Origin of the sequence: Psychromonas sp. KJ10-2 (assembly GCF_047323255.1) — a bacterium.
In the GTDB taxonomy this organism is placed as follows: domain Bacteria; phylum Pseudomonadota; class Gammaproteobacteria; order Enterobacterales; family Psychromonadaceae; genus Psychromonas.
This window is the reverse complement of record NZ_CP178827.1, coordinates 3,116,431-3,138,851: the sequence shown is the minus strand read 5'-3', so window position 1 is coordinate 3,138,851 and position 22,421 is coordinate 3,116,431. Positions and strand designations below refer to the sequence as shown.

Below are 22,421 nucleotides of genomic sequence, written 5' to 3'. Positions count from 1 at the left end.
CTATTTGTCTCTTAAATCTTCTAACTGAATTTGTGTTTTTTGAATTTCAGGTCGACTAATTTTTTCGGTAATTTTTAAAGCATAATTTTCATTTGCTTTACCTAAGGTTGCTCTATAACTTGGCAACCCTTCCACTGACACTAATAAGCTTTCCGGTAGCTCAACGGGAATAATATCACCTGTTTTTAAATGCATGATTTCACGCAATGACAACTCTTTTTCCACCACACTAGCATCAATCCCTACTTCCACATCCATGATTTCATCTTGAAGCGCTTGCGACCAACGTTGGTCGGTGTCTTCTTTATCACTTTGTACACCTGCATCCAATAGCTCACGAATAGGCTCTAACATGGAATAAGGCATAGCAATATGGAAGTCACCACCACCACCATCTAGCTCAATATGGAATGAATTAACCACAATCACTTCCGTTGGGCTGACGATATTGGCCATCGCAGGATTCACTTCTGAATCAAGGTATTCAAACTCGGCATCCATGACCGGCGCCCAAGCGTTATGGTAATCCTCAAAAATTATTTTTAATAACATTTGAATAATACGGCGCTCGGTTGGTGTAAATTCTCGACCTTCAATTTTGGCGTGGTAACGTCCGTCCCCGCCAAAAAAGTTTTCAACTAGGATAAACACTAAACGTGCTTCCATAGTAATCAAACCGGTACCTTTTAAGGGACGAAAACGTACCATATTTAAACTGGTTGGAACAAATAAGGTATGAATATACTCACCAAATTTGAGCATCTGTACACCATTGATAGACACTTCAGCGGTGTGACGCAACATGTTAAATAAGCTAATTCTTAAGTGTCGAGCAAAGCGCTCGTTAACCAATTCCAAGGTTGGCATACGACCACGGACAATTCTGTCCTGGGATGAAAAGTCAAAATGGGCATGAGTATCACCCGTGTCCATATCATCGTTATCACTATTGTCCTCATCGACATCATCAACACCATGTAATAGCGCGTCAATTTCATCTTGAGATAATAAATCCATGCTTAAACCTTATCTATTACTGTAAAACAAAACCGGTAAATAATACCGTATGGATTAACGCACGTTGCTCAACCATAGTGGTCGCTTTATTAAGCTCTTCAAGCGCAGTCATTCGTAATTCATTTTTGCCCTGAGGGCTTCTTAGCTGCTCCACTGAAGCTTGCCCAAAAACTGTCACTAAGGTGCTTTCTAATAAAGGAATATGTTTACGTACTAATACTGTATCAGCTTTATTATCGACAATTAACTGTACTTTAATTTGTGCTGTTCTATTGCGACTGCCTTCCATTAGGTTAAATACTAAAGGCCTTGGCATAGGCACATAATTAGCCTCTAATTTTTCCACTTCTTCCACAGGTGTTTGCTGTGCTGCGTCTTCACTTTCTGGGTCTCCGCTAAAAAACAGAAAAAACAGCGGCTGCAGCGATAATCAATACCAAAACGGCAGCAACAATAATAATGATTAATTTCTTTTTCCCTGCAGGTGCGTCACCTGATACTGCATCTTCTTCTGCCATGAATACTCCTTAAAATAATCAGTGTGGATAACATTTCTAAACTAGGCAAATAATACACTGATTTTCATAGTTATTTAGTTGTAAATTTGTGATGTTTAAAAATATTATGCATAATAATCAATTCCTTGATCATTAGAGGCTATTTTTGAAGGCACCCAAATTGCTGTGCCATTATCTTCAACCATATCTCGGTTATCAGCAGTATTGCCATTGAATACGGTTGATGATGCTTGTTGTCCAGATTGCTGACGTTGCTGCGACTGTTGTGACTGCTGCTCAACATTCGCTTCACTTAATTGGATCCCTTGTTGTGCTAACTGCTCTCTTAAACGCGGCATATTTTGTTCAATAATGTCTTTACTTAACCCCGCTTGAGTCTGAATATTTAACTGTACTTGATCCTGCTGCACTTGCACCTTAATAAACATAGACCCTAACTCAGCCGGATCTAAACGAATTTGTACTTCTTGTTTTCCTTCCGATAGCATCATCATCACACGTTCGCCCATTAGGTGAGCCGCTTGTTTAGATTGAATATCCAAAGGTTCCTGTAATAGATGATTAGTCGTTTGCATCTGTTGATTAACGGCGACCAGTTTATCGGATTGAATTGCATTGGTTTGAATAGGTTTGGCACCATTTACATCAGTAATCGTTTGAGCCGCAGCCAGCCCTTCTACTTTCAACGTAGCAGGTGTATGTTCAGAATCAGATTGTTCCCCTTCTGCACTAGGTACTTCAGCCAAGGAGCTAGTTTGCTCAGTTCCTACTAATTCTGTTGTTTTATTAGTTAGGTTTATTGGACTGTCTAATTGATTTTTTCCCAACGATCCTTGTTTACCTTGTACTAGCTCATCCACTACAACTTGATTTTCACCCTGTGTAGTATTGAGGTTAATTTGCTGCATATTTGCTAAGCTGCTTGTGCTGTTACTTTGCACATTGGTATTGATCTGCTGTGCATCTCGAATACTGGATAATAGCTGAGCTTGTTTTGATGCTGTTGTTTGCCCTTTAGCCTCACTGAGCACTATTTCCGAATCCGTGTCATTTTGTACTGAATTCGCATCTAATTTTGTTGGTTGTGCATTGAAGTTATCAAAAGTAAAAGCAGCGCCTTGATCAACAGTTTGAATGTTATCGCTATTACCAGCTGCTAGTTGAGTATTAACCACGCTTTCGGGCTCAGGCGTATCTGATTTTGTTGTTTGTGTACGGATATTATCCAAAGTAGAAGCAGCACCTTGATCAACGGTTTGTATATTATCGATATGACCAGCAGCTAGTTGAGAATTAACCACGCTTTCAGGGTCAGGCGTATCTGATTTTGTTGCTTGTGTACGGATATTATCAAAAGGAGAAACAGCACCTTGATCAACGGTTTGTATATTATCGATATGACCAGCAGCTAGTTGAGAATTAACCACGCTTTCAGGCTCAGGCGTATCTGATTTTGATGTTTGCGCATGGATATTATCAAAGGTAGAAGCAGCACCTTGATCAACGGTTTGTATATTATCGATATGACCAGCAGCTAGTTGAGAATCAACCACGCTTTCAGGATCAAGCGTATCTGCTTTGGGCTCCGTCAATTCATCTAACATATCAACACTATTTATATCACCTGGATCCGTCTGCTCAAGCGGTTCATTAGTACTGCTTAATGAAGAAAAGCTTATGTCCGCTTGTTGTTGCTCTAACGCATTAATAGGTTGCTCGGATAACTGTTCAGTAGCTTGGCGATCCACTACTTGCGTATCAGTGGAAGTTAATTCAGCATTATCATTTGTGGTGGTTGGTAATACTTCCACAGTGCTTTCCTGCTGATTAACTAGGTTTTGGCCAATAACCTTATTCGTAGGGCTATCGCTAACCACCAGTTGTTGCTGATTTTGATCTATCTCTTGGTTTTGTTCTGTTAACGAAGTCGTAGCGTTGATTAAATTATTTGGCACTTCTCTTGGATTTTCTATAGATTCCTCATGCAGCTTAGCCGCATTATCTGTAGGGGTTTTATCAGCAACAATTTTATCGTTTAATAACTCAGAAAATCGCAGTTTGTTGAGCGAAGATCCCTGCTCAGAAGACAATAAGCCGTTCTCAGTCACTTCACTCTCTTTATGTGCTTTTAAATCGCTGGCTGTATTTCCAGCTAAAAATAAAGGCTGCATCATAAAACATTCTCTCTATATCAATACACTGCCCAATTACGCAATGTCGCTACTGGTTAGTTGTATTCTTGCTGTGATTGTTTGTTTTTAAAAAACTGAAAAGTCGCAAACTCGTCTAATAACTGCTGCTCTTTTTTATCTTCTAATTTACTTTTTTCAAGGGCTTTTTTCTCTAGTAATAACCCCATCGCTTTATGAGCTATCTGACTATCTGTCCACTTACGTTTTGCTTCACGTACCGCATATTCATACTTAACAAGGGAAGACTGCTGATTACTTAAGCCTTGGTCGATCTGCACAATAAATTGCTGATATTTCCCCAGTGTAGAGATAGTTAAACCTTGAGATCCTTTTTCACTTAGCTGTGAAATATACTGACGACGGTATTGATGCAGGTTCTGTAATTGATTACGTTGCTCAAAAAGATCGTTTTTAGCCTGTTGATAAACTTTCAACGCTTGATCAACTTGTTTTTCTCTTTGTTCATATACAAGCTGTAATGCATGGTTGGACATAATATAATCCTTTAACTATTCACAAACTCCTGCGTTAAAACGGCAAGCTGTGTCAAACAATCGTTATAACTGATACTGTCTTTCATACCTTGTTGCAAGAAGTGATCCAATCTAGGTTTAATTAGGATAGCTTTATCAATTCGTGGGTCACTACCGCGTGAATATGCGCCTATCGTAATCAGTTCTTTGTTTTCTTCATACAAGGCATAAGCCTGTTTTAGTACTCGTGCTAGGGTTTGATGTTCGTCAGAGGTAACCATTGGCATCACTCGACTAATCGATTTAGCGACATCAATAGCGGGGAAATGTCCGGCATCGGCTAAATTTCTAGATAGTACAATATGCCCATCTAAAATAGCCCGAGAGGCATCGGCAATAGGGTCTTGTAGGTCATCACCTTCGGTTAATACGGTAAAGAAAGCACTAATAGATCCTTGATTATCATTGCCATTACCGGCTCGCTCAACCAATGCAGGTAGCTTGGCAAAAACAGAAGGCGGGTAGCCCTTAGTTGCTGGTGGCTCACCAATCGCTAATGCAATTTCACGTTGCGCCTGAGCAAAACGCGTTAAAGAATCCATTAATAGCAATACATTTAACCCTTGATCGCGAAAATACTCGGCAATAGTTAATGCCGTTTCACAACCTTTTAAACGCATTAATGGTGAAGCATCGGCAGGGGCGGCAATAACCACCGCTCTCGCTCTTCCCTCTTCACCTAATATCTCTTCAATAAACTCTTTTACTTCTCGGCCACGCTCACCAATCAAACCAACCACTACCACATCCGCATTAGTACCGCGAGTCATCATGCCTAACAACACACTTTTACCAACGCCTGAGCCAGCAAATAACCCCATACGCTGGCCTTGACCAACGGTTAATAATGCGTTAATTGCTTTGATACCTGTATCTAATGGGGATTTAATCGCTTTGCGAGAAAGCGGGTTAATACGTGTATTTTGAAAACCACTCATCGTACTGGTTTTTACATCACCCTTGCCATCGATTGGATTACCCATACCATCCAGTACGCGCCCTAATAATTCCATACCAACAGGAATGCCTACTTCTTTAGTTTGTGGGATAACTTTTGCACCGGGTAACACACCGGTTAATCTTTCACTTGGCATTAAAAATAAACGCTCACCAGCAAACCCAACGACTTCGGCATCGATATAACCGTCGTTTGTTTCAACTTTACACATACTGCCAACTGCAGCACTACACCCTACCGCTTCTAGCGTGAGACCAACAACCCTCACCAGTTTACCTGCCACTACTGGGTGAATTATAGAGTCGCCTACTTGGTATTGGTTAATACGCTGAGCTAAACTATTCATTAACGTCAGTTACTCTGTTACTACTTTCTATTGAGTCTTCGATGGACGCTTCTGATCCTTCTACATCCTCTGCTTGGATAGTTTTATCATCACCTTGCTCGGTCACTGTTTCAGCTGCTTCTTTTAGCATCTCTTCGGTTTGCATCTCATAATCTAATGGTTGCTCGTTGAGTAACTCACCATCATTACTGACCTCTGGCGTATTTTGATAGTTTTCTTTAAGGAAATGCTTTAATACTTGTGTAATACGCGTTGAAAAAGCGTAATCGACACTTGAGGTTTGTGTTTGTATTTGGCAATCACCACGCAATAGAGCAGGTTCAGCGCGAAGATCCCAACCTCGCTTTTCACACTCTTTTTCAGAGAAAGCATCTTGTACAAAGTGGAGGTCTTCTGGGTTTAAGCAGATGATAATATGTTGCTCACTAACTGGTAGCGCTTCAACTCCCTGCTTTAAAGCTTGCAGAACCACTTGCGGGTTAACTGTGACTTCGCAACGCACCATTTGCTCGGCAAGCTGTGTTGCTAATGTTATAAGCTGTACTTCAACATGCTCATCTAACTTTTCTAATGGTTTATGTAAACGGGACACAAGTTGTTGCCAATGTAAAGGTTTGTGCATCTATCCTCACTTGCCCTTCTTGTAAGCCTTCTTCTACGCCTTGTTTAAGCCCCGCTTGGTGCCCTTCACTTAACCCTTGTAGTTTTCCCTCTTCAAGCCCTTGATTAAATCCGGCTTCCTTACCTTCATTAAAACCATCTTCATAGGCTGAGGCTCGAATCGCTTCAATATCTTCTAATGTTAATGGCGTTGGGCCTTCCTCTTTAGCTTCCTGCTGTTCAGAAGTCTTCTCTTGATACCAGTTCGCAGGACGACCAAAGAGATCTGTTTCATCATCACCTAATGCAATATCCTGTTCAAAATCAGGTATTGTCCATTTCTGGAATGCATTGTCATTATCGTTATTCGAAGCCATCCATTTACCTTATTTTTCAGCTAACGTGAGTGAGCGATATTATAAAAATTCATCTCCGCCACCGCCACCTAGCATAATTTCACCGGCATCAGATAAACGACGAGCAATATTAAGGATCTCTTTTTGTGCTCCTTCAACTTCGCTGATTCTGATAGGTCCCATCGCTTCTAGGTCATCGGCTAACATCTCTGCTGCACGTTTAGACATATTCGCTAATACTTTATTCTTAAGCAACTCATCAGCACCTTTTAAAGCTAATTGTAGTTGCTCTGGTGGCACTTCACGTAATAGTGTTTGAATACCACGGTCATCAACATCGATAAGGTTATCAAATACGAACATAAGATCTTGAATTTGTTGACTCATATCTTCATCAGATTCACGTAATGAATCCATTAATGGACCTTCAATAGCCGTATCTAAGTAGTTCATAATGTTAGCAGCTGCTTTAGCACCACCCATTTTCGCTGCTTGTGCGCCAGCTTGACCTGCAAACTGTTTCTCCATGATCTCGTTTAGTTCTTGTAACGCTGCTGGTTGAACCTCTTCTAAGTCAGCAATACGCATCATTAAGTCTAAACGCACTTTCTCAGGGAATTGCGTCAATATTTCAGCAGATTGCTCTGGATCTAAATAAGATAAAACAATGGTTTGAATCTGCGGATGCTCATTTAAAATGATACTCGCAACTTGACGCGCGTCCATCCATTTCAATGAATCAAGGCCTTTAGAACCACTGCCTAAAATAATTTGATCCACTAAGTTACCGGCTTTATCTTCACCCAGTGCTTCAATCAGTGATGAACGAACAAAGTTTTCGCTATCTAACCCAATATTACTGTATTTTTGAATATCTTCGATAAATGCGCGATGCACACCACTCACTTTAGCTTGTGAAGAGTCGTCCAATGCAGCCATCTTCATACCTAACTTTTGTACTTGTTTAGGCTCTAAATTTCTGAATATTTGCGCTGCATCGGCAGGCGTTAAGCTCAACATTAATAAAGCCGACTTTTTCAACACCCGTTAATTGAGTAACGTCATAGGTAGTGACTTTTGTTGCTTCTTGGTTGTTTTCATTCTCACTCATCTTCCATTAACCACTCTTTAATTACTTGTGCCGATAAACCAGGCTCGTTAGCCACTAATGATCTTACTGCTGTTAATAGATCTTCATCTTTATGGAGATCTGGCAGTTTAAACTGACCATTACTCATTCCGAACTCAAGGCTTTCATTATCATCATCTGATAGCATTTGTAGATTATCATTCTCCACTGAACCAATCGCCCCACCTAGTTCATACTCTTCCGCGCTTTCAAGCGACTCTGGGTATAATAGTTTTTTCATAATAGGGCGAACGATTAATAGCAAAGTCAAAATAATGACAAATAAACTACCGCCAAATCTTACGTAACCTTGGAAGGTTTCTGTTTCCCATAACGCTTGTTCTGGTTCAACAGGTAATTCAGGTCGATTAAAGCTGACTGAAGCCAGTGCCAAAATATCGCCACGTGCAACATTGATCCCCAAACCACCCAATAATAACTGTTTAATATTTTCTACTTCTGCTGCACTGCGTGGTGTATAAACGACTTCACCCGCTTCATTGGTTGATTTAATGTAATCCAATGCCACTGATACTGCTAATCTATCAACTTTACCCACTTTATGTTTAGTATGCGTAATGGTGGTATCTACTTCATAGTTACGAGTTGATTCTGTACGAGAAGAGCCATTATTTTCAGCCTTGGCATTTTCCGCTGCTTCCTCTAACTCTTCAGGAATCGCACCATTTGCAGGAGGTTGATTTGATAAAGCACCCGGTACAGAACCAATATTCGCCCCTAATGATGACTTATCTTCAATCAGCATTTCACTACGTACAGCCTGATTAGAGGGATTAAAGGTTTTTTTCGTTTCCTCTACCACGGTGAAGTCCATCACTAAATCCACTTCAGAAGTATAGTTGGCGATACCTAATACTGGTATAAGGATAGCATCAATTTTTGACTTATATTCATCTTCTCTTTCACGCTGCATCGCAAACTCTTTGCTAGTTTGGGCAGAACTACCTGTACTACTTCCTGAATGCAGTAAACGCCCTCTTTGGTCTGTTACTGTCACATTATTAGGTGAAAGTCCCTGCACAGCTGAACCGACCAGGTCTACAATGGAATCAACTTCCTGCGCAGATAACGCATAAGAACGTGCACTAGTTACAACAACTGTCGCACTTGCTTGTCTTTCTTTACGAGCAAACACACTCTCTTTAGGGATAGCTAATAATACTTGTGCATTAGTGATGTTTTTCATCTCTTTAATCGCAAGCGCTAATTGACGTTCACGACTTAGCTTTAACCTTTCTTTTTCAACACGTTGACTTACACCAAAGCCCATATCTTGTAATAAAATATCATCGCCGTTGTCCGCATCATCATTAGCTAAACCTGCGCGTGTCATTAGCAATTTAACTTTTTGATATTGATCGGACATAACTGAAACGTTATTACCTTCTAACTTGTAGGGGATTTTCTGTTGGTCTAAAAAGTCTAATGTAGAGATAAGTTCATCAGTTTGGTAAGTCCCTAACGGGCGGTATTCAGCTTCTTTACCCCATGACCAGATGATCACAACAATCGCCAACACAATTAATAAGCCAATAATCATGCTAATTTGTCGTAATACATCTACGTTAGAGAAGAATGATGAAACAGCACTTTTCTTTGGCGCTGCAATCTCACTTTCATTCCCTTCTAACAATAAATTTGCGTTGCTTGCTGAATCAGACACAGGACTTCCTTTTTAACTAATTTACTTTAAACAAAGACTGATTAAACAGGCATACTCATTATTTCTTTGTAAGCTTCTACCATTTTATTACGCACTTGTACTGTGGCATCAAAGGCTAAGCTTGATTTATTCGCTGCAATCATCACATCAGACAAACTGACGTTTTCATCACCCATTTCGAAACCGTTACGTAAGTCTGAAGTGTTTTGCTGCAAACCATTAACATTCTCAATAGCTTGCTTCAGCATGGCAGAAAAGTCCGCAGGAGCAGGGTTAACAGAAGAAGTGTTTAGATCACGGCTCAAGCCTTTTGCTTCTACACTTTGTGTTTGTAACTCTTTAAACATTGATGCTGCATTAATATTCATTGTGATTAGCCTATTTTTGACACTGATACTTGTAAAAAGCAATTACTATGCCATTAACTAAAAATAGGTATTAATTTATATTAAAAAGACAAGGTGCAAAAATTATTAATATAAGAAGTGAGTAAAAATAACGAAGTCAGGTGAGGAAAGGTAATGGCACTAAGTTACCTTAATGCCATTAATAATAATTAACTATTCAGCGTTTAACTTTTCAATCTCTTTATCTAAAGCTAAATCAGCACGCTCTGCTTTGAACTCTTGGTATAAAATATCTTTTTGTTGAGTATTAACAGTTCGTTCAGATGCACTGATCAGTTGATCAAAAATAGCCTGCGTAGATTGCTGGCCAATACCTACTAATACACACAGGTTGGTTTTATCAGCAATATTCACAATGTCTGTTTGAATTGGGTTAGTACCCACTAGCGTTTGCTGGGTTACTTGTTTAGAAACACTCGAGAAGGTTGTACCTGATTCAACACCTGACGCCGCTTCTATTTTATCACGGTATGTTTTATCCATCGCACTAACACGCGTTTCAATTCGTTGTGCTAAAGAGGTACGTGCATTAGCTACCGCTTGTTGTTTATCGATCGACATATTACCTGACCATAAAACACATTCAGATACAGCAATACCATCATCAATTTGAGGGTTTAAAATCCATCCTGGAATATCACCGACAGCGGTTTCTTGAACCGGCTCATTCGAAGAACATGCCGTTAATAACACAATAGTAGATAAGCTTAATAGAGACTTTACTTTAAACATCATTATTCCTTAATTTAAAAGATTAACAGCAAACACTGCTTAATGTGATTGCTATAACAATCATCCTTTTCATTACAGTCTAAGTTATTTATAAATTATTTACATAAAAAAATCCCCATTTTAATACTTAAAATGGGGATTTAAATTACTTAATATTTATCTAGCATCTTTTAGGATGCTGGAATGTTTACTAATTAGCTTTTGAATTCAGGGTAAGCTTCAACACCACAATCGTGCATATCCATACCTGCATCTTCTTGCTCAGCAGTAACACGGATACCCATAGTTACTTTGATGATAGACCAAACGATCCATGATGCGATGAATACAAATCCAAAGATAACCGCTGCGCCGTAAAGCTGAGTCATAACTGATGCACCGTCGTTAGACATTGGAACAACTAATAGACCGAATAGACCACACACACCGTGTACAGAGATAGCACCTACTGGATCATCGATTTTTAATTTATCTAGACCAACAATGCTGTAAACAACGATTACACCAGCAATTAAGCCGATAAGTGCTGAACCTAGTGGTGATGGAGATAGTGGATCAGCAGTGATTGCAACTAAACCAGCTAATGCGCCGTTTAGAATCATAGTTAAATCTGCTTTACCCCATTTGAATTTACTTACTAATAACGCTGCGATAGCACCTGTTGCTGCTGCTGCGTTAGTGTTTAAGAAGATTTGACCAACTGCTGTTGCATTTTCTGCATCAGAAACAAGTAGTTGAGAACCACCATTAAAGCCAAACCAACCCATCCATAGGATGAATGTACCTAATGTTGCAAGTGGCATGTTTGAACCAGGAATTGGGTGAACACTACCATCTTTACCGTATTTACCACGACGAGCGCCTAGTAAAACAACTGCCGCTAATGCTGCTGCTGCACCTGCCATGTGAACAATACCAGAACCAGCGAAGTCACTGAAACCGGCTTCACTTAGGAAACCACCGCCCCAAGTCCAGTAACCTTCCATTGGGTAGATGAAACCTGTTAGGAATACTGAGAAGATTAAAAATGCCCATAGCTTCATACGCTCAGCTACTGCACCCGATACGATAGACATTGCTGTTGCAACGAATACCACTTGGAAGAAGAAATCAGATTCTAAAGAGTGGTCTGCACCTTCAGAAGGTGAACCAATTAATGAACCAAAAGAAGGTAACCAACCACCAGCGCTGTTATCAACATACATAATGTTGTAACCAACTAATAGGAACATAGTACATGCAATTGCATATAGTACGATGTTTTTAGTTAAAATTTCGGTAGTGTTTTTAGAGCGAACTAAACCTGCTTCTAACATGGCAAAACCTGCTGCCATCCACATAACTAGCACACCTGATATTAAAAAATAAAAGGTATCCAACGCAAATCTTAGTTCTGTAACTGTTGTTTCCATAATAGTAATCCTTAACTTATATAAACTTGTGGTTTAAAGTGCTTCTTCGTCGAATTCGCCAGTACGAATACGAACAACTTGCTCTAATGGCTGAATGAAAATCTTACCATCACCTACTTTCCCTGTATTAGCTGCGCTAATAATAGCCTCAACTAAACGCTCAACATCTTCGTCCTTAACCGCAATTTCTAATTTCACTTTAGGTAAGAAATCAACTTGGTATTCTGCGCCACGGTATAATTCTGTGTGGCCTTTTTGACGACCGAAACCTTTAACTTCAGAAACAGTAACACCTGCGATACCAATACCCATGACTGCTTCGCGTACTTCATCTAATTTAAATGGCTTAATAATTGCGGTTAACATTTTCATCATATATTCCTTTAAGGTGTATTAAACGTTTGTTCATAGCCTTCTATTAACAACTACCGTGCCAGAAAAAATAATCATTAATTAACAACAACTTAAGAGGAAACCACCACTAAATACATATCGAAAACGCACCATAACAGTGCGTTAATTAAGTGTGCCATGCACCGATATGTAACAGATAAAATATTTATCACAAAAATAATTAATGAACTTAGTAAATGATTGATTGTCATGATCCTTTATGCCCATAAAAGCTGATTTATACTGCTTAGAAAGCAACTTTTATTAGCATTTAATCCTTTATCTCTCTGCTATCAATGGCCATGAAATAAAAATTAATTAACCAACTAACCTGCTTAGCCCTTAGCAAATAAAGCTTCATCTGCTATAGTGCGTAACAATTTTTCGACTTAACAACCTTGAAGGTATGTAACATGAAAAAAATAAGCCTACTGCTTATCACTTTCTTACTGAGTATGAATGCGCTTGCCGCTCCAATGATTGTTCCTAAAGCTCCATCAATCGCAGCCAAAGGCTACCTATTGATCGACTTTGATTCTGGGAAAGTCCTTTCTGAAAACAATAGTACTGAAACGCTAGAGCCAGCTTCTCTAACTAAGATGATGACCAGCTATATCATCGGTCAAGAGCTTAAATCTGGTAACTTAAAGTTAACGGATAAAGTAACCATCTCAAATAATGCTTGGTCTAAAAACTTCCCTGATTCTTCAAAAATGTTTATCGAAGTCGGTAAAGAAGTGACCGTTGAAGATTTAAACCGAGGCATCATTATTCAATCAGGTAATGACGCTTGTGTGGCGATGGCTGAGCATATTGCAGGTAGTGAATCTGCTTTTGCTGACCTAATGAACTCGTGGGCAGCGCAATTAGGCATGAATGATACACATTTCGTAAACAGTCATGGTTTACATGCAGACGGTCATCATACAACCGCTGCTGATATGGCTATTCTAGCGAAAGCAATCATCACAGATGTACCAAATGAATACAAAATCTACAGCGAAAAATCATTTAAATACAATGGTATCGTTCAATATAACCGTAACGGTTTATTATGGGATAAAAGCCTTAATGTAGATGGCATGAAAACTGGCCATACTAGTGCAGCTGGTTACAGCTTAGTCTCTTCTGCAACTAAAGATGGCATGCGTTTAATCAGTGTTGTTATGGGTACTCGCTCTGATGAAGCCCGTAAAGTTGAAAGTAAAAAGCTATTAAATTGGGGTTTCCGTTTCTTTGAAACAATCACTCCTTATAAAGCTAATGACCAACTAGCTAATGAACGTATTTGGATGGGTACACAAGCAAACATTCGTTTAGGTGTTCCAGTTGATACGCCATTAACTTTGCCACGTAACCAATCACAAAACCTAAAAGCTGACTTTGTAATCGACAATGAATTACGTGCACCAATTCAAAAAGGTGACATAGTAGGTCAAGTTAACTACACACTAGCTGATGAAGCAGTGGCAAGTTACGATTTAATCGCTTTAGAAACCGTTGAAGAAGGTGGTATTTTCAGCCGTATTATTGACTACATAAAATTACTATTTATTGGTTGGTTTGGTTAAAATAGTCCCCATATATACCATTCACATACAGGTATAACATTACCCCAATAACTAAAAGTGAGGCTTGTCCTCACTTTCTAATATCTAACTTGTTCAGGAACCAATCATGGCATTGAATACTAAATTTGATGAATTACTCGACTTTCCATGTAGCTTTTCATTTAAAGTAATGGGCCTTGCTGACCCACAACTTATTCCAGATGTAGTGTCTGTTATTCAACAAATTGTACCAGGTGATTATGCACCTACAGTTAAACCAAGCTCTAAAGGTACTTACCATTCATTAGCAATTCCAGTGATTGTGAATAGTAAAGAGCAAATTGAAGATATTTATAGTGCTTTAAATAAACTCGATCTTGTACGTTACATTTTATAAGCCAACAATATGACAACCATTCAAGATAAATTAATCATTCGTTACTTAGGGGTTAAACCCTACCAAGAAACGTGGCAAGCAATGAGTGATTTCACTGAACAACGCGATCAAGATACAACCGATGAAATTTGGTTAGTAGAGCATACACCGGTATTTACACAAGGGCTTGCAGGTAAAGCTGAGCACTTGCTAAGAACCTCGGATATTCCGGTGGTTAAAAGTGACCGTGGCGGACAAATAACTCACCATGCACCAGGACAATTAATTGCCTACTTACTGATCAACATTCGTCGTAAAGACTTCAACGTACGTAGTTTAGTCAGTATCATAGAACAGGCGATCATCGACCTTCTCGCTGATTATAATGTCATTGCGATTGCCAAACCTGATGCACCAGGTGTTTATGTTGATGGAAAAAAATTGCTTCATTAGGACTAAAGATCCGAAAAGGTTGCTCATTTCACGGGCTAGCCTTAAATGTAGATATGGATCTCAAGCCTTTTTTACAAATTAACCCATGTGGTTATGCAGGATTAGAGATGACTCAATGTCGCGACTTAGGTATTAGCGCGTCAGTGGCTGAGTTATCACCATTATTGATTGAAAAATTGAATCAAAGTTTACACTACACACAGATAGAGAGTTTTATTAATGAACACTAAGCCAAGCCAATTAACCGCGGGCAACAAACTGCGCGATGCAGATAAAATGTCTCACATTCCAATTAAAGTTATTCCTTCAGACAAAGCCACTGTGTTAAAAAACCGTCTTGGATGAAGATTAAATTGGCTGCTGATAATACCCGTGTTAGTGAAATTAAAGCGGCATTACGTAAAAATAAATTACACTCTGTATGTGAAGAAGCTTCATGCCCTAACTTAAATGAGTGTTTCAACCACGGTACAGCGACCTTCATGATTCTAGGTGATATCTGTACTCGTCGTTGTCCATTCTGTGATGTTGGTCATGGTAAGCCTTTAGCTGTTGATAAAGATGAGCCAAAAAAACTGGCAGAAACCATCAAAGATATGAAGTTGAAATACGTTGTAATTACCTCTGTTGACCGTGATGACTTACGCGATGGTGGCGCACAACACTTTGCTGATTGTATTCGTGAAATCCGTTTATTAAATCCAAGTATTAAGATTGAAATATTAGTACCTGACTTTAAAGGCCGTATGGATAAAGCATTAGCTTGTTTTGAAAAAGATGTACCGGATGTATTTAACCATAACCTAGAAACTGCGCCGCACTTGTACAAGCAAGTTCGTCCAGGTGCTGATTACAAATGGTCATTACAACTACTTAAGAAGTTTAAAGAGCAGCACCCTACTGTACCTACTAAATCTGGTGTTATGATGGGCTTAGGTGAAAGTAACGAACAGATTGAAACAGTAATTCGAGATCTTGCTGACCATGGCGTAACCATGTTAACACTTGGCCAATACTTACAGCCTAGCTTACAACATCTTGCCGTAGAGCGTTACGTTCCACCAGCAGAGTTTGATGCACTAGGTGAAATGGCTAAGTCAGTCGGCTTTGAACATGCTGCTTGTGGCCCATTAGTACGTTCTTCATACCATGCAGATTTACAAGCATCAGGTAAAGAAGTTAAATAAACTGACTTTATCACTCGTAATAAAAAGCCAGCAACTAAGCTGGCTTTTTTGATCCTAGACTAAGACCAATCATACTAATTAACAGATCTATTTTACTTGTTAAAATAGTTTATTTCTTCATTGTAAATTTCGTAACGGGAACAGCCTTAAAGAATGAATATCTTTTCGTTCATTCCCCTATCGATAGGCTCAATTTACGTATTAAACTAAGTCATTTTTGCTGCGCAAAATTTAGCTCACTTATTCAATATAATTGGTATAAATAAACAAATCATTATTTTTGATCGTTATGAGGGCTCTGTTGCTCCTCTTCTTGGTATTGATTCTGATTTTGTAACTTATCGTTATCAAGCACCTGTTTTAGATCCGCTAGGTGTTGGCGAACCGCAGCACCATAGTGTTTATCATCTCCCCAGACATCTGCTAACTCTTCTAATGCACTTTCATCGTACTTCTTAAATAGGTCGCCGGCCTTTTCAGCAAAAGATGGCGACTCACCTAATAGCTTTAATGCATCCACACCTAAATTCACCGCAGAATCAAAGCTTTCACGTCTAAAAGTATGGACGCCTTTTTGAATAATTCGATAAGCATGTGTTCTATCAATGGCGCGCACCACGATTTTTAAGTTAGGGAAATACTTTTGTGCAATATCAATAATTTGTAGAGACTTTTCCGCCTCATCCACAGCAATCACCAGTAACTTAGCTTCATCTGCACCGGCTGATTTTAATAAATCACCACGGGCAGCATCACCATAGAACACCTTAATACCAAAACGACGCACTAAATCGATTTGTGCTGGGCTATGGTCCAAAATAGATAGATGATATCCCTGCGCTGTTAATAAACGCCCTACCACTTGCCCAAAACGCCCATAGCCCACAATAATCACATGATCAGTAGATTCTAAATGTTCAGGATCATCATACGCAGCGGTATGTTTGTCTTTTAATAACAGATGCTCATATATCATTAATAACACAGGTGCAAATAACATAGAAATAGCCACCACCAAGGTGGTTATTTTAGACTCTTCAGCGGTCAGAATATTTAAAGTACCTGTTAATGAAATCAATACAAAAGCAAATTCACCACCTTGCGCTAATGCCAATGAAAATAATATTTTCTGCTTAGATTTAAGCTTAAAAAGTAATGCAATCCCATATAAAACAAGCCCCTTCAGAACGATTAAGCCAATCACTAATCCCATGATTAACAAAAATTGTTCCGATAACAGTTGAAAGTCGATAGAGGCGCCTACCGCAATAAAAAATAGCCCTAATAACAAACCTTTAAAGGGCTCAATATCTGTTTCTAACTCATGCCTGAACTCGCTTTCAGCCAAGACCACTCCGGCTAAAAACGTACCTAATGCCGGTGAAAGTCCGATTTTTTGCATAATCAAGGCAATCGACACCACCAAAAACAGCGTAAATACCGTAAAAATCTCCCTTAAGCGAGTCTCTGCAATATAGCGAAACAATGGTGTGGAAACGTATTTACCAATAAAGTAGATGCCACTAATCACTAACACTGACACTGCCACTTGCCCCCAAGCAGGAAAGTCTTCAATCAGACTACCGTGACTATCAACACTTGAGCTTGCATCACTAAACGCTAATAAAGGTAACAAAGCTAAAATAGGGATCACTGCAATATCTTGGAAAAGTAAGATAGAGAAGGTATTTTGCCCTGCGGGTTGCTTGATCCAGCCTTTTTCAGTCAGCGTTTGTAACACAATGGCCGTAGAAGATAACGCTAACATTAAACCTAACGCTAATGTTGTTTGCCAATGCATATCAAATAATAAGTAACAAGCACCCCATATTAATAAGGTGCTCAATCCAACCTGTAAACCACCTTGGATCACAATGGAATGACGCAATTTCCATAGGCGACTCGGTTGCAACTCGAGACCAATTAAGAACAGCATCATTACCACACCAAACTCTGCAAAGTGCAGTACTTCAGATTGGTCTCCTACCAATCCTAGTGCAAATGGTCCGATTAAAATTCCTGCTAACAGGTAGCCTAATACAGAGCCTAAACCAAGGCGTTTAGCAATAGGAACAGCGGCTAGCGCGGCAGCAAGATAAATGACAACAATTTCTAACATTAGAGTCCTTTAGTGATTAATAAATATAACGAAGAGAGGTGGTTATTAGTTTAATGGATAAGTCTCAATAAATATCGCTTATTTTCACTATCCCTGCAATCTTAAATTTACCGTTAAATACACAAAAGCCTCTATTAAAGAGGCTTTAAGTAATATCGATAAATTAATAATGGTTAACTAATCAAAACCATAAAAACCTGGGAATATCACGATCGAAGCTAATACTAACAATTGCAAACCGATAAAGGGGATCACACCTTTATAGATATCCATAGTTTTTACCTGTGGTGGAGCAACCCCTTTTAAATAAAAGAGGCTAAACCCAAAGGGTGGTGTTAAAAATGAGGTTTGTAGATTCATGGCAATCAATATTGCAAACCAAGTAAGATCAATCCCCATCATCTCAGCAATTGGGTAGAGCATAGGTACCACAATGAATGAGATTTCAACAAAGTCGATGAAGAAACCTAGAATCAAAATAACAATCATTGAGATAATTAAGAAGCCCCATTTTTCACCCGGTAAGCTAAACATGATCTCCTCAATAATCTCTTCACCCCCCGTGTAGGAGAAAACCATTGAGAAGGCCGTTGCACCGATAAAGATAGCAAATACCATTGCAGTCACTTTAAGGGTTTCAAAGGAGGATTCCCAAATCACCTTCCATGAGCATTGTCTATATAGCATAGCTAATAGAATCGCTCCCACACCACCAATCGCAGAAGACTCAGTGGGTGTCGCTATGCCATAAAAAATAGAGCCTAATACAGCAAAGATAAGAGCAAGAGGTGGTGCAATCGCTTTAAAAGCGATCCAATAAGGTTGTACACCACCAACTCCAGACAAGGCTGACTCTGGTAATGCAGGTGCAGATTCAGGTTTAAAATATGCATAAATCAACACGTAGAGGATAAAGGCCCCCACGAGTATTGCCCCAGGGAAAACCGCAGCTCTGAATAGGTCACCTACTGGCACCCCCATTACATCACCCAGTATAATAAGAATAATAGAAGGAGGAATAATTTGGCCTAAGGTGCCTGATGCACAAATAACTCCAGTGGCTAACTGTTTATCATAGTTATATTTGAGCATCACAGGTAATGAAATTACCCCCATTGCTACCACAGATGCGCCCACCACACCCGTTGAAGCCGCTAATAAGCAACCTACTAGAATGGTAGAAACAGCAACACCACCTCGAACACGCCCAAACAACTGCCCCATAGCTTCTAACAATTGTTCCGCTAATTTGGTTTTTTGTAGAATATTCCCCATAAAGATAAACATAGGGACTGCCATCATGATCGAGTTTTCCATGATGCTCATAATGCGATAAGGCATAAAAGCAAATAACTCTACACCTTCGGCGAAGATGCCAAAGATCAATGCAACACCAGCAAATACAAAGGCAACAGGAAAACCTGTTAATAGCAGTAATAACGCCACTCCAAACATAATAATACCAATCATAAAATTCCCTTTAAATGTGGTTATTGCTTATGCTACGTAAGCTTTTTATTAATACACCGAATGCACTTAATGCTAATGCCAATGCAGAGAGCGGGATCATCGATTTAATAATCCAGCGATTTGATAAACCACCAGGATCACCACTGGTTTCTTGTAAATTATATGACTCTAACGCAAAGTCGTAGCCGTACCAGATAATAAGCGCACAAAATGGTAACAAGAAGAAGATACAGCCCAGAAAATTAATCCATGCTTTACCTTTTTCACCTAACCTTTCATAAATAATATCAACTCGAACGTGCCCTTCTTCCTTTAGGGTGTAAGCAATGCCTAATAAAAACATTGAAGCAAACAGATGCCACTCTAGCTCTTGCAAACCAATGGAGCTGGATTTAAAAAAGTAACGTGCCACCACATCGTAAAAAACATTAGCTAGCAGCAGGATCATTAATGTGGCTGCTATTTTTCCAACTATATCGGAAAAACGGTCAAATACACTTTGCAGACTTTCCATCCAATAATATTCCTTATAGATAAAGAGTGGATAAGCAAAAATCAAAAGCGACACAATCCATAGTGTCGCTTTTAATAATCAAGCAATTATTCTTTAGTACTTTGAATATAACCAAACTCTGAAATATCAGTCCATACTCGTACTAATTTCAGATAATCCTGTTGAGACTTAATAATTCGAGCCGCCATTTCGTCATCAGCTGCTTTCTCAGCAAGAATTTCATCATTGGCTTTTTTCAATGCAGTTAACACTTCAGGAGGGAAGGTTTTAACTTGAATATTAGGGTATTCGGAGGTCATTTCAGCCCAGTTTTCCGCGCTTGATGCATAAGATTGCACATACATATCGTAAGAGGCTTTATGCATTGCTACTTTCAAAATAGCTTGTAAGTCGGCAGGTAACTTCTCCATTTTCTTTTTGTTAATAATGAACATTAACTCGGTTGCAGGCTCATGCCAGCCCATGTAATAGAAAGGTGCAATTTTATGGAATCCCATGCGTAAATCTAAAGATGGTCCTACCCACTCTAATGCATCAATCGTGTTACGCTCTAAAGCCGTGTATAACTCACCCGGTGGAATATTCACTGGCGTTGCACCTAATTTTGCTAATACTTCACCGGCAAAACCAGGAATACGCATTTTTAAGTTTTTCAAGTCTTCTAAACTATTGATCTCTTTACGGAACCAGCCCCCATTTGCACACCAGTATTCCCCCTGGAAGGCAACTAAATTATGCTGAGCATAAAGTTCATCCATTAACTCTTGACCACCACCGTACTGGAACCAAGCATATTGCTCCATCGCCGTCATACCAAAAGGCATAGTGGTGAAGTACATCGTATTAGGCACTTTTCCTTTGTAATAATAACTTGCTGAATGGCCCATATCGTATTGACCACTTTTCACCATATCAAAAACACCAAAGGCCGACTTATGTTTGTTTGCCGAATCCACTCGGATTTTCAAACGCCCATTTGACATTTCCTCTGCCATTTTCACCATATTCTTCACTGAATCACCAAAAACAGGGAAATTAGGTCCCCATGATTCCGCTAATTTCAAACGATAAACTTTGTCCGCAGCAAATGCATTGACGCTGGTTGCCATCACAACAGCTGCCACTAAGGTATTTTTAAATAAAGACTTCAGCATTGTAAACTCCATGTAAATTTAGGTTAAACCCATTGTTTTAAAACAATAAAGTGAAACTAGCCTAGCTCTGTTTCACCTACTCACAACAGGATAAGTGTTATAAGCTTGTTAACAGACTGCCACTACCTTAAAAGATATGAATCTGTTTAATCACTAATTTGATGCCTACATCACAAGCAGTTAGTTTTTTTAAGAAAAAGCAAGACTCGCTCAATAAAACAACACTTTAACCACCCAACAAATAACTTAAGCACTATTAAATTAATTATTCAGCTAGTGTTATTTGTTCAATATGCCTATCATTTACAAAGCGTTATCAACTACCTAGCAAGCTCTCATAGCTCAGCATCATTTTTACAGGCTTAACAAACAATGAGTTTTACCAATAGTGTTTTATATCAGCAGATTGGCGCGAGCCCATTGCAAAGCATTACTCATCCTTTACTCACAGAAAAAGGCGTTCAATTATCTATTAAACGCGACGATCTGTTACATCCAGAAATTTCAGGTAATAAATGGCGAAAACTAAAACACAATTTACTTGAGGCGGAAGCACAACAAAAAACTCACCTACTTAGCTTTGGTGGTGCTTTTTCCAATCATATCCATGCCTTAGCAGCCGCCAGTTACCACTTTAAATTTCAAGCAACAGGTATTATCAGAGGGGAAGCGCATTATGCTTCAAACCCTACCCTATCTCAGGCACAGAAATGGGGATGAAGTTAAATTTTGTTGATAGAAAAACCTACCGCTTAAAAGAGAAAGCGGATTATTTACAGCAATTACAACAACAAAACCCCAAGGTTTATATACTTCCAGAGGGAGGTACTAATCACTTAGCGATACCTGGTGTTGCGGAGATTATTACTGAGTTAAAGCAGCAACATATTGGCCCTGTCGACCATATATTTACGGCAACTGGCAGTGCAGGAACTTTAGCCGGTTTAATCAGTGGAGCTTTACAGCAGAGCCCTAATACACAACTACATGGAGTTGCAGTATTAAAGAATGCGGATTATTTACGGGAGACTATCAAACAGTTAGTTAATAAAGAGCACCAAGTTAGTTGGCACTTACATACTGAAAATCATGAAGGTGGTTATGGGAAGATATCTCAAGCTTTGTCTCAGTTTTGTCATCAATTTACACAACAAACACAGGTTCCTATTGAACCTGTTTATACAGGAAAAATGTTTTATGCTTTATGGCAATTGATTGAACAGAATCACTTTCCCAAAGGCACCAAGATAGTAGCGCTACATACTGGCGGGTTACAGGGGTTAGCAGGATTAAAATTACTTAATAAATTTCAATAATATAG

At 39.1% G+C, this 22,421-nt stretch carries 21 protein-coding genes and 3 pseudogenes; 6 read left to right on the top strand and 18 right to left on the bottom strand.

The genetic code is table 11. The features are described 5' to 3' along the window. The 14 genes and pseudogenes from fliM to ACLKL2_RS15240 form a co-directional block, all read right to left on the bottom strand. Window positions 1–1,017 carry a flagellar motor switch protein FliM gene (gene fliM, locus ACLKL2_RS15305; protein ID WP_413692383.1) on the bottom strand — a complete coding sequence of 339 codons (1,017 nt, stop codon included), beginning with the start codon at window positions 1,015–1,017 and terminating at the stop codon, window positions 1–3. Between the two features lie 16 nt (window positions 1,018–1,033). Next, the gene (locus tag ACLKL2_RS15300) at window positions 1,034–1,372 is read right to left on the bottom strand and encodes a flagellar basal body-associated FliL family protein (RefSeq protein WP_413692382.1); all 339 of its coding nucleotides are present in this window, start codon (window positions 1,370–1,372) and stop codon (window positions 1,034–1,036) included. 40 nt (window positions 1,373–1,412) lie between these two features. Then, on the bottom strand, window positions 1,413–1,535 hold the full coding sequence (locus ACLKL2_RS15295) for a hypothetical protein (RefSeq protein ID WP_413692381.1): 123 nt from the start codon (window positions 1,533–1,535) through the stop codon (window positions 1,413–1,415). A gap of 104 nt (window positions 1,536–1,639) precedes the next feature. Beyond that, window positions 1,640–3,709: a flagellar hook-length control protein FliK gene (locus tag ACLKL2_RS15290; RefSeq protein WP_413692380.1), complete on the bottom strand. Its 2,070-nt coding sequence runs from the start codon at window positions 3,707–3,709 to the stop codon at window positions 1,640–1,642. 53 nt (window positions 3,710–3,762) lie between these two features. Next, window positions 3,763–4,221, bottom strand: a complete 459-nt coding sequence (fliJ, locus tag ACLKL2_RS15285) for a flagellar export protein FliJ (RefSeq protein ID WP_113817551.1) — start codon at window positions 4,219–4,221, stop codon at window positions 3,763–3,765. An 11-nt stretch (window positions 4,222–4,232) separates the two neighbouring features. Further along, a complete protein-coding gene (gene fliI / locus ACLKL2_RS15280) occupies window positions 4,233–5,564 on the bottom strand; it encodes a flagellar protein export ATPase FliI (protein WP_113817552.1) in 1,332 nt (443 codons plus the stop codon). Further along, window positions 5,557–6,186, bottom strand: a complete 630-nt coding sequence (locus tag ACLKL2_RS15275) for a FliH/SctL family protein (protein WP_413692379.1) — start codon at window positions 6,184–6,186, stop codon at window positions 5,557–5,559. Before ACLKL2_RS15275 ends, fliI begins: the two co-directional genes overlap by 8 nt. After that, a complete protein-coding gene (locus tag ACLKL2_RS15270; protein WP_413692378.1) occupies window positions 6,140–6,541 on the bottom strand; it encodes a hypothetical protein in 402 nt (133 codons plus the stop codon). Before ACLKL2_RS15270 ends, ACLKL2_RS15275 begins: the two co-directional genes overlap by 47 nt. A gap of 39 nt (window positions 6,542–6,580) precedes the next feature. Beyond that, window positions 6,581–7,631: pseudogene (gene fliG / locus ACLKL2_RS15265) on the bottom strand (flagellar motor switch protein FliG). Next, window positions 7,624–9,333 carry a flagellar basal-body MS-ring/collar protein FliF gene (gene fliF / locus ACLKL2_RS15260; protein ID WP_413692377.1) on the bottom strand — a complete coding sequence of 570 codons (1,710 nt, stop codon included), beginning with the start codon at window positions 9,331–9,333 and terminating at the stop codon, window positions 7,624–7,626. The pseudogene fliG and the gene fliF overlap by 8 nt, the downstream one beginning before the upstream one ends. Window positions 9,334–9,374: 41 nt before the next feature. Next, on the bottom strand, window positions 9,375–9,701 hold the full coding sequence (gene fliE / locus ACLKL2_RS15255) for a flagellar hook-basal body complex protein FliE (RefSeq protein WP_413692376.1): 327 nt from the start codon (window positions 9,699–9,701) through the stop codon (window positions 9,375–9,377). A gap of 192 nt (window positions 9,702–9,893) precedes the next feature. Beyond that, window positions 9,894–10,475 (bottom strand): hypothetical protein, encoded by a 582-nt coding sequence (locus ACLKL2_RS15250; protein ID WP_413692375.1) that lies wholly within the window; start codon window positions 10,473–10,475, stop codon window positions 9,894–9,896. Between the two features lie 191 nt (window positions 10,476–10,666). Beyond that, on the bottom strand, window positions 10,667–11,884 hold the full coding sequence (locus ACLKL2_RS15245) for an ammonium transporter (protein WP_113817558.1): 1,218 nt from the start codon (window positions 11,882–11,884) through the stop codon (window positions 10,667–10,669). Between the two features lie 33 nt (window positions 11,885–11,917). Continuing rightward, window positions 11,918–12,256, bottom strand: coding sequence for a P-II family nitrogen regulator (locus ACLKL2_RS15240; protein ID WP_113817559.1), 339 nt, complete (start codon window positions 12,254–12,256; stop codon window positions 11,918–11,920). Window positions 12,257–12,690: 434 nt separating this feature from the next. Here ACLKL2_RS15240 and ACLKL2_RS15235 point away from each other — a divergent pair, with 434 nt between their 5' ends. From ACLKL2_RS15235 to lipA, 4 genes and pseudogenes are all read left to right on the top strand, one after another. Further along, window positions 12,691–13,848 (top strand): D-alanyl-D-alanine carboxypeptidase family protein, encoded by a 1,158-nt coding sequence (locus tag ACLKL2_RS15235; protein ID WP_113817560.1) that lies wholly within the window; start codon window positions 12,691–12,693, stop codon window positions 13,846–13,848. A gap of 106 nt (window positions 13,849–13,954) precedes the next feature. Continuing rightward, entirely contained in the window at window positions 13,955–14,224 is a 270-nt protein-coding gene (gene ybeD, locus ACLKL2_RS15230) for a DUF493 family protein YbeD (protein ID WP_113817561.1), read from the top strand. A gap of 9 nt (window positions 14,225–14,233) precedes the next feature. Beyond that, window positions 14,234–14,886: pseudogene (gene lipB, locus ACLKL2_RS15225) on the top strand (lipoyl(octanoyl) transferase LipB). Next, window positions 14,876–15,843 (top strand): annotated as a pseudogene (gene lipA / locus ACLKL2_RS15220) (lipoyl synthase). Before lipB ends, lipA begins: the two co-directional pseudogenes overlap by 11 nt. Window positions 15,844–16,117: 274 nt before the next feature. On the opposite strand, the gene ACLKL2_RS15215 reads toward lipA, so the two are convergent. From ACLKL2_RS15215 to ACLKL2_RS15200, 4 genes are all read right to left on the bottom strand, one after another. Further along, window positions 16,118–17,962, bottom strand: a complete 1,845-nt coding sequence (locus tag ACLKL2_RS15215) for a monovalent cation:proton antiporter-2 (CPA2) family protein (RefSeq protein WP_413692374.1) — start codon at window positions 17,960–17,962, stop codon at window positions 16,118–16,120. A gap of 177 nt (window positions 17,963–18,139) precedes the next feature. Further along, window positions 18,140–19,432, bottom strand: coding sequence for a TRAP transporter large permease (locus tag ACLKL2_RS15210; RefSeq protein WP_413692373.1), 1,293 nt, complete (start codon window positions 19,430–19,432; stop codon window positions 18,140–18,142). Window positions 19,433–19,442: 10 nt separating this feature from the next. Beyond that, window positions 19,443–19,946, bottom strand: a complete 504-nt coding sequence (locus ACLKL2_RS15205) for a TRAP transporter small permease subunit (RefSeq protein ID WP_413692372.1) — start codon at window positions 19,944–19,946, stop codon at window positions 19,443–19,445. 86 nt (window positions 19,947–20,032) lie between these two features. Further along, window positions 20,033–21,100: a TRAP transporter substrate-binding protein gene (locus tag ACLKL2_RS15200; RefSeq protein ID WP_413692371.1), complete on the bottom strand. Its 1,068-nt coding sequence runs from the start codon at window positions 21,098–21,100 to the stop codon at window positions 20,033–20,035. A 372-nt stretch (window positions 21,101–21,472) separates the two neighbouring features. Here ACLKL2_RS15200 and ACLKL2_RS15195 point away from each other — a divergent pair, with 372 nt between their 5' ends. Together ACLKL2_RS15195 and ACLKL2_RS15190 are read left to right on the top strand one after the other, a co-directional pair. Next, entirely contained in the window at window positions 21,473–21,820 is a 348-nt protein-coding gene (locus ACLKL2_RS15195; protein WP_413692370.1) for a hypothetical protein, read from the top strand. Further along, window positions 21,811–22,416: a 1-aminocyclopropane-1-carboxylate deaminase/D-cysteine desulfhydrase gene (locus ACLKL2_RS15190; protein WP_413692369.1), complete on the top strand. Its 606-nt coding sequence runs from the start codon at window positions 21,811–21,813 to the stop codon at window positions 22,414–22,416. Before ACLKL2_RS15195 ends, ACLKL2_RS15190 begins: the two co-directional genes overlap by 10 nt. Window positions 22,417–22,421: the final 5 nt, after the last annotated feature.

What these genes read in the sequence shown, in the direction of transcription:
- ACLKL2_RS15295 (WP_413692381.1), bottom strand. Translation starts at nt 1,535, where the DNA reads ATGGCAGAAGAAGATGCAGTATCAGGTGACGCACCTGCAGGGAAAAAG.
- ACLKL2_RS15200 (WP_413692371.1), bottom strand. Translation starts at nt 21,100, where the DNA reads ATGCTGAAGTCTTTATTTAAAAATACCTTAGTGGCAGCTGTTGTGATG.
- ACLKL2_RS15250 (WP_413692375.1), bottom strand. Translation starts at nt 10,475, where the DNA reads ATGATGTTTAAAGTAAAGTCTCTATTAAGCTTATCTACTATTGTGTTA.
- ACLKL2_RS15215 (WP_413692374.1), bottom strand. Translation starts at nt 17,962, where the DNA reads ATGTTAGAAATTGTTGTCATTTATCTTGCTGCCGCGCTAGCCGCTGTT.
- ACLKL2_RS15190 (WP_413692369.1), top strand. Translation starts at nt 21,811, where the DNA reads ATGGGGATGAAGTTAAATTTTGTTGATAGAAAAACCTACCGCTTAAAA.
- ybeD (WP_113817561.1), top strand. Translation starts at nt 13,955, where the DNA reads ATGGCATTGAATACTAAATTTGATGAATTACTCGACTTTCCATGTAGC.
- ACLKL2_RS15270 (WP_413692378.1), bottom strand. Translation starts at nt 6,541, where the DNA reads ATGGCTTCGAATAACGATAATGACAATGCATTCCAGAAATGGACAATA.
- ACLKL2_RS15275 (WP_413692379.1), bottom strand. Translation starts at nt 6,186, where the DNA reads ATGCACAAACCTTTACATTGGCAACAACTTGTGTCCCGTTTACATAAA.
- ACLKL2_RS15205 (WP_413692372.1), bottom strand. Translation starts at nt 19,946, where the DNA reads ATGGAAAGTCTGCAAAGTGTATTTGACCGTTTTTCCGATATAGTTGGA.
- fliM (WP_413692383.1), bottom strand. Translation starts at nt 1,017, where the DNA reads ATGGATTTATTATCTCAAGATGAAATTGACGCGCTATTACATGGTGTT.
- fliE (WP_413692376.1), bottom strand. Translation starts at nt 9,701, where the DNA reads ATGAATATTAATGCAGCATCAATGTTTAAAGAGTTACAAACACAAAGT.
- fliJ (WP_113817551.1), bottom strand. Translation starts at nt 4,221, where the DNA reads ATGTCCAACCATGCATTACAGCTTGTATATGAACAAAGAGAAAAACAA.
- ACLKL2_RS15210 (WP_413692373.1), bottom strand. Translation starts at nt 19,432, where the DNA reads ATGATTGGTATTATTATGTTTGGAGTGGCGTTATTACTGCTATTAACA.
- ACLKL2_RS15245 (WP_113817558.1), bottom strand. Translation starts at nt 11,884, where the DNA reads ATGGAAACAACAGTTACAGAACTAAGATTTGCGTTGGATACCTTTTAT.
- ACLKL2_RS15290 (WP_413692380.1), bottom strand. Translation starts at nt 3,709, where the DNA reads ATGATGCAGCCTTTATTTTTAGCTGGAAATACAGCCAGCGATTTAAAA.
- ACLKL2_RS15195 (WP_413692370.1), top strand. Translation starts at nt 21,473, where the DNA reads ATGAGTTTTACCAATAGTGTTTTATATCAGCAGATTGGCGCGAGCCCA.
- fliI (WP_113817552.1), bottom strand. Translation starts at nt 5,564, where the DNA reads ATGAATAGTTTAGCTCAGCGTATTAACCAATACCAAGTAGGCGACTCT.
- ACLKL2_RS15240 (WP_113817559.1), bottom strand. Translation starts at nt 12,256, where the DNA reads ATGAAAATGTTAACCGCAATTATTAAGCCATTTAAATTAGATGAAGTA.
- ACLKL2_RS15235 (WP_113817560.1), top strand. Translation starts at nt 12,691, where the DNA reads ATGAAAAAAATAAGCCTACTGCTTATCACTTTCTTACTGAGTATGAAT.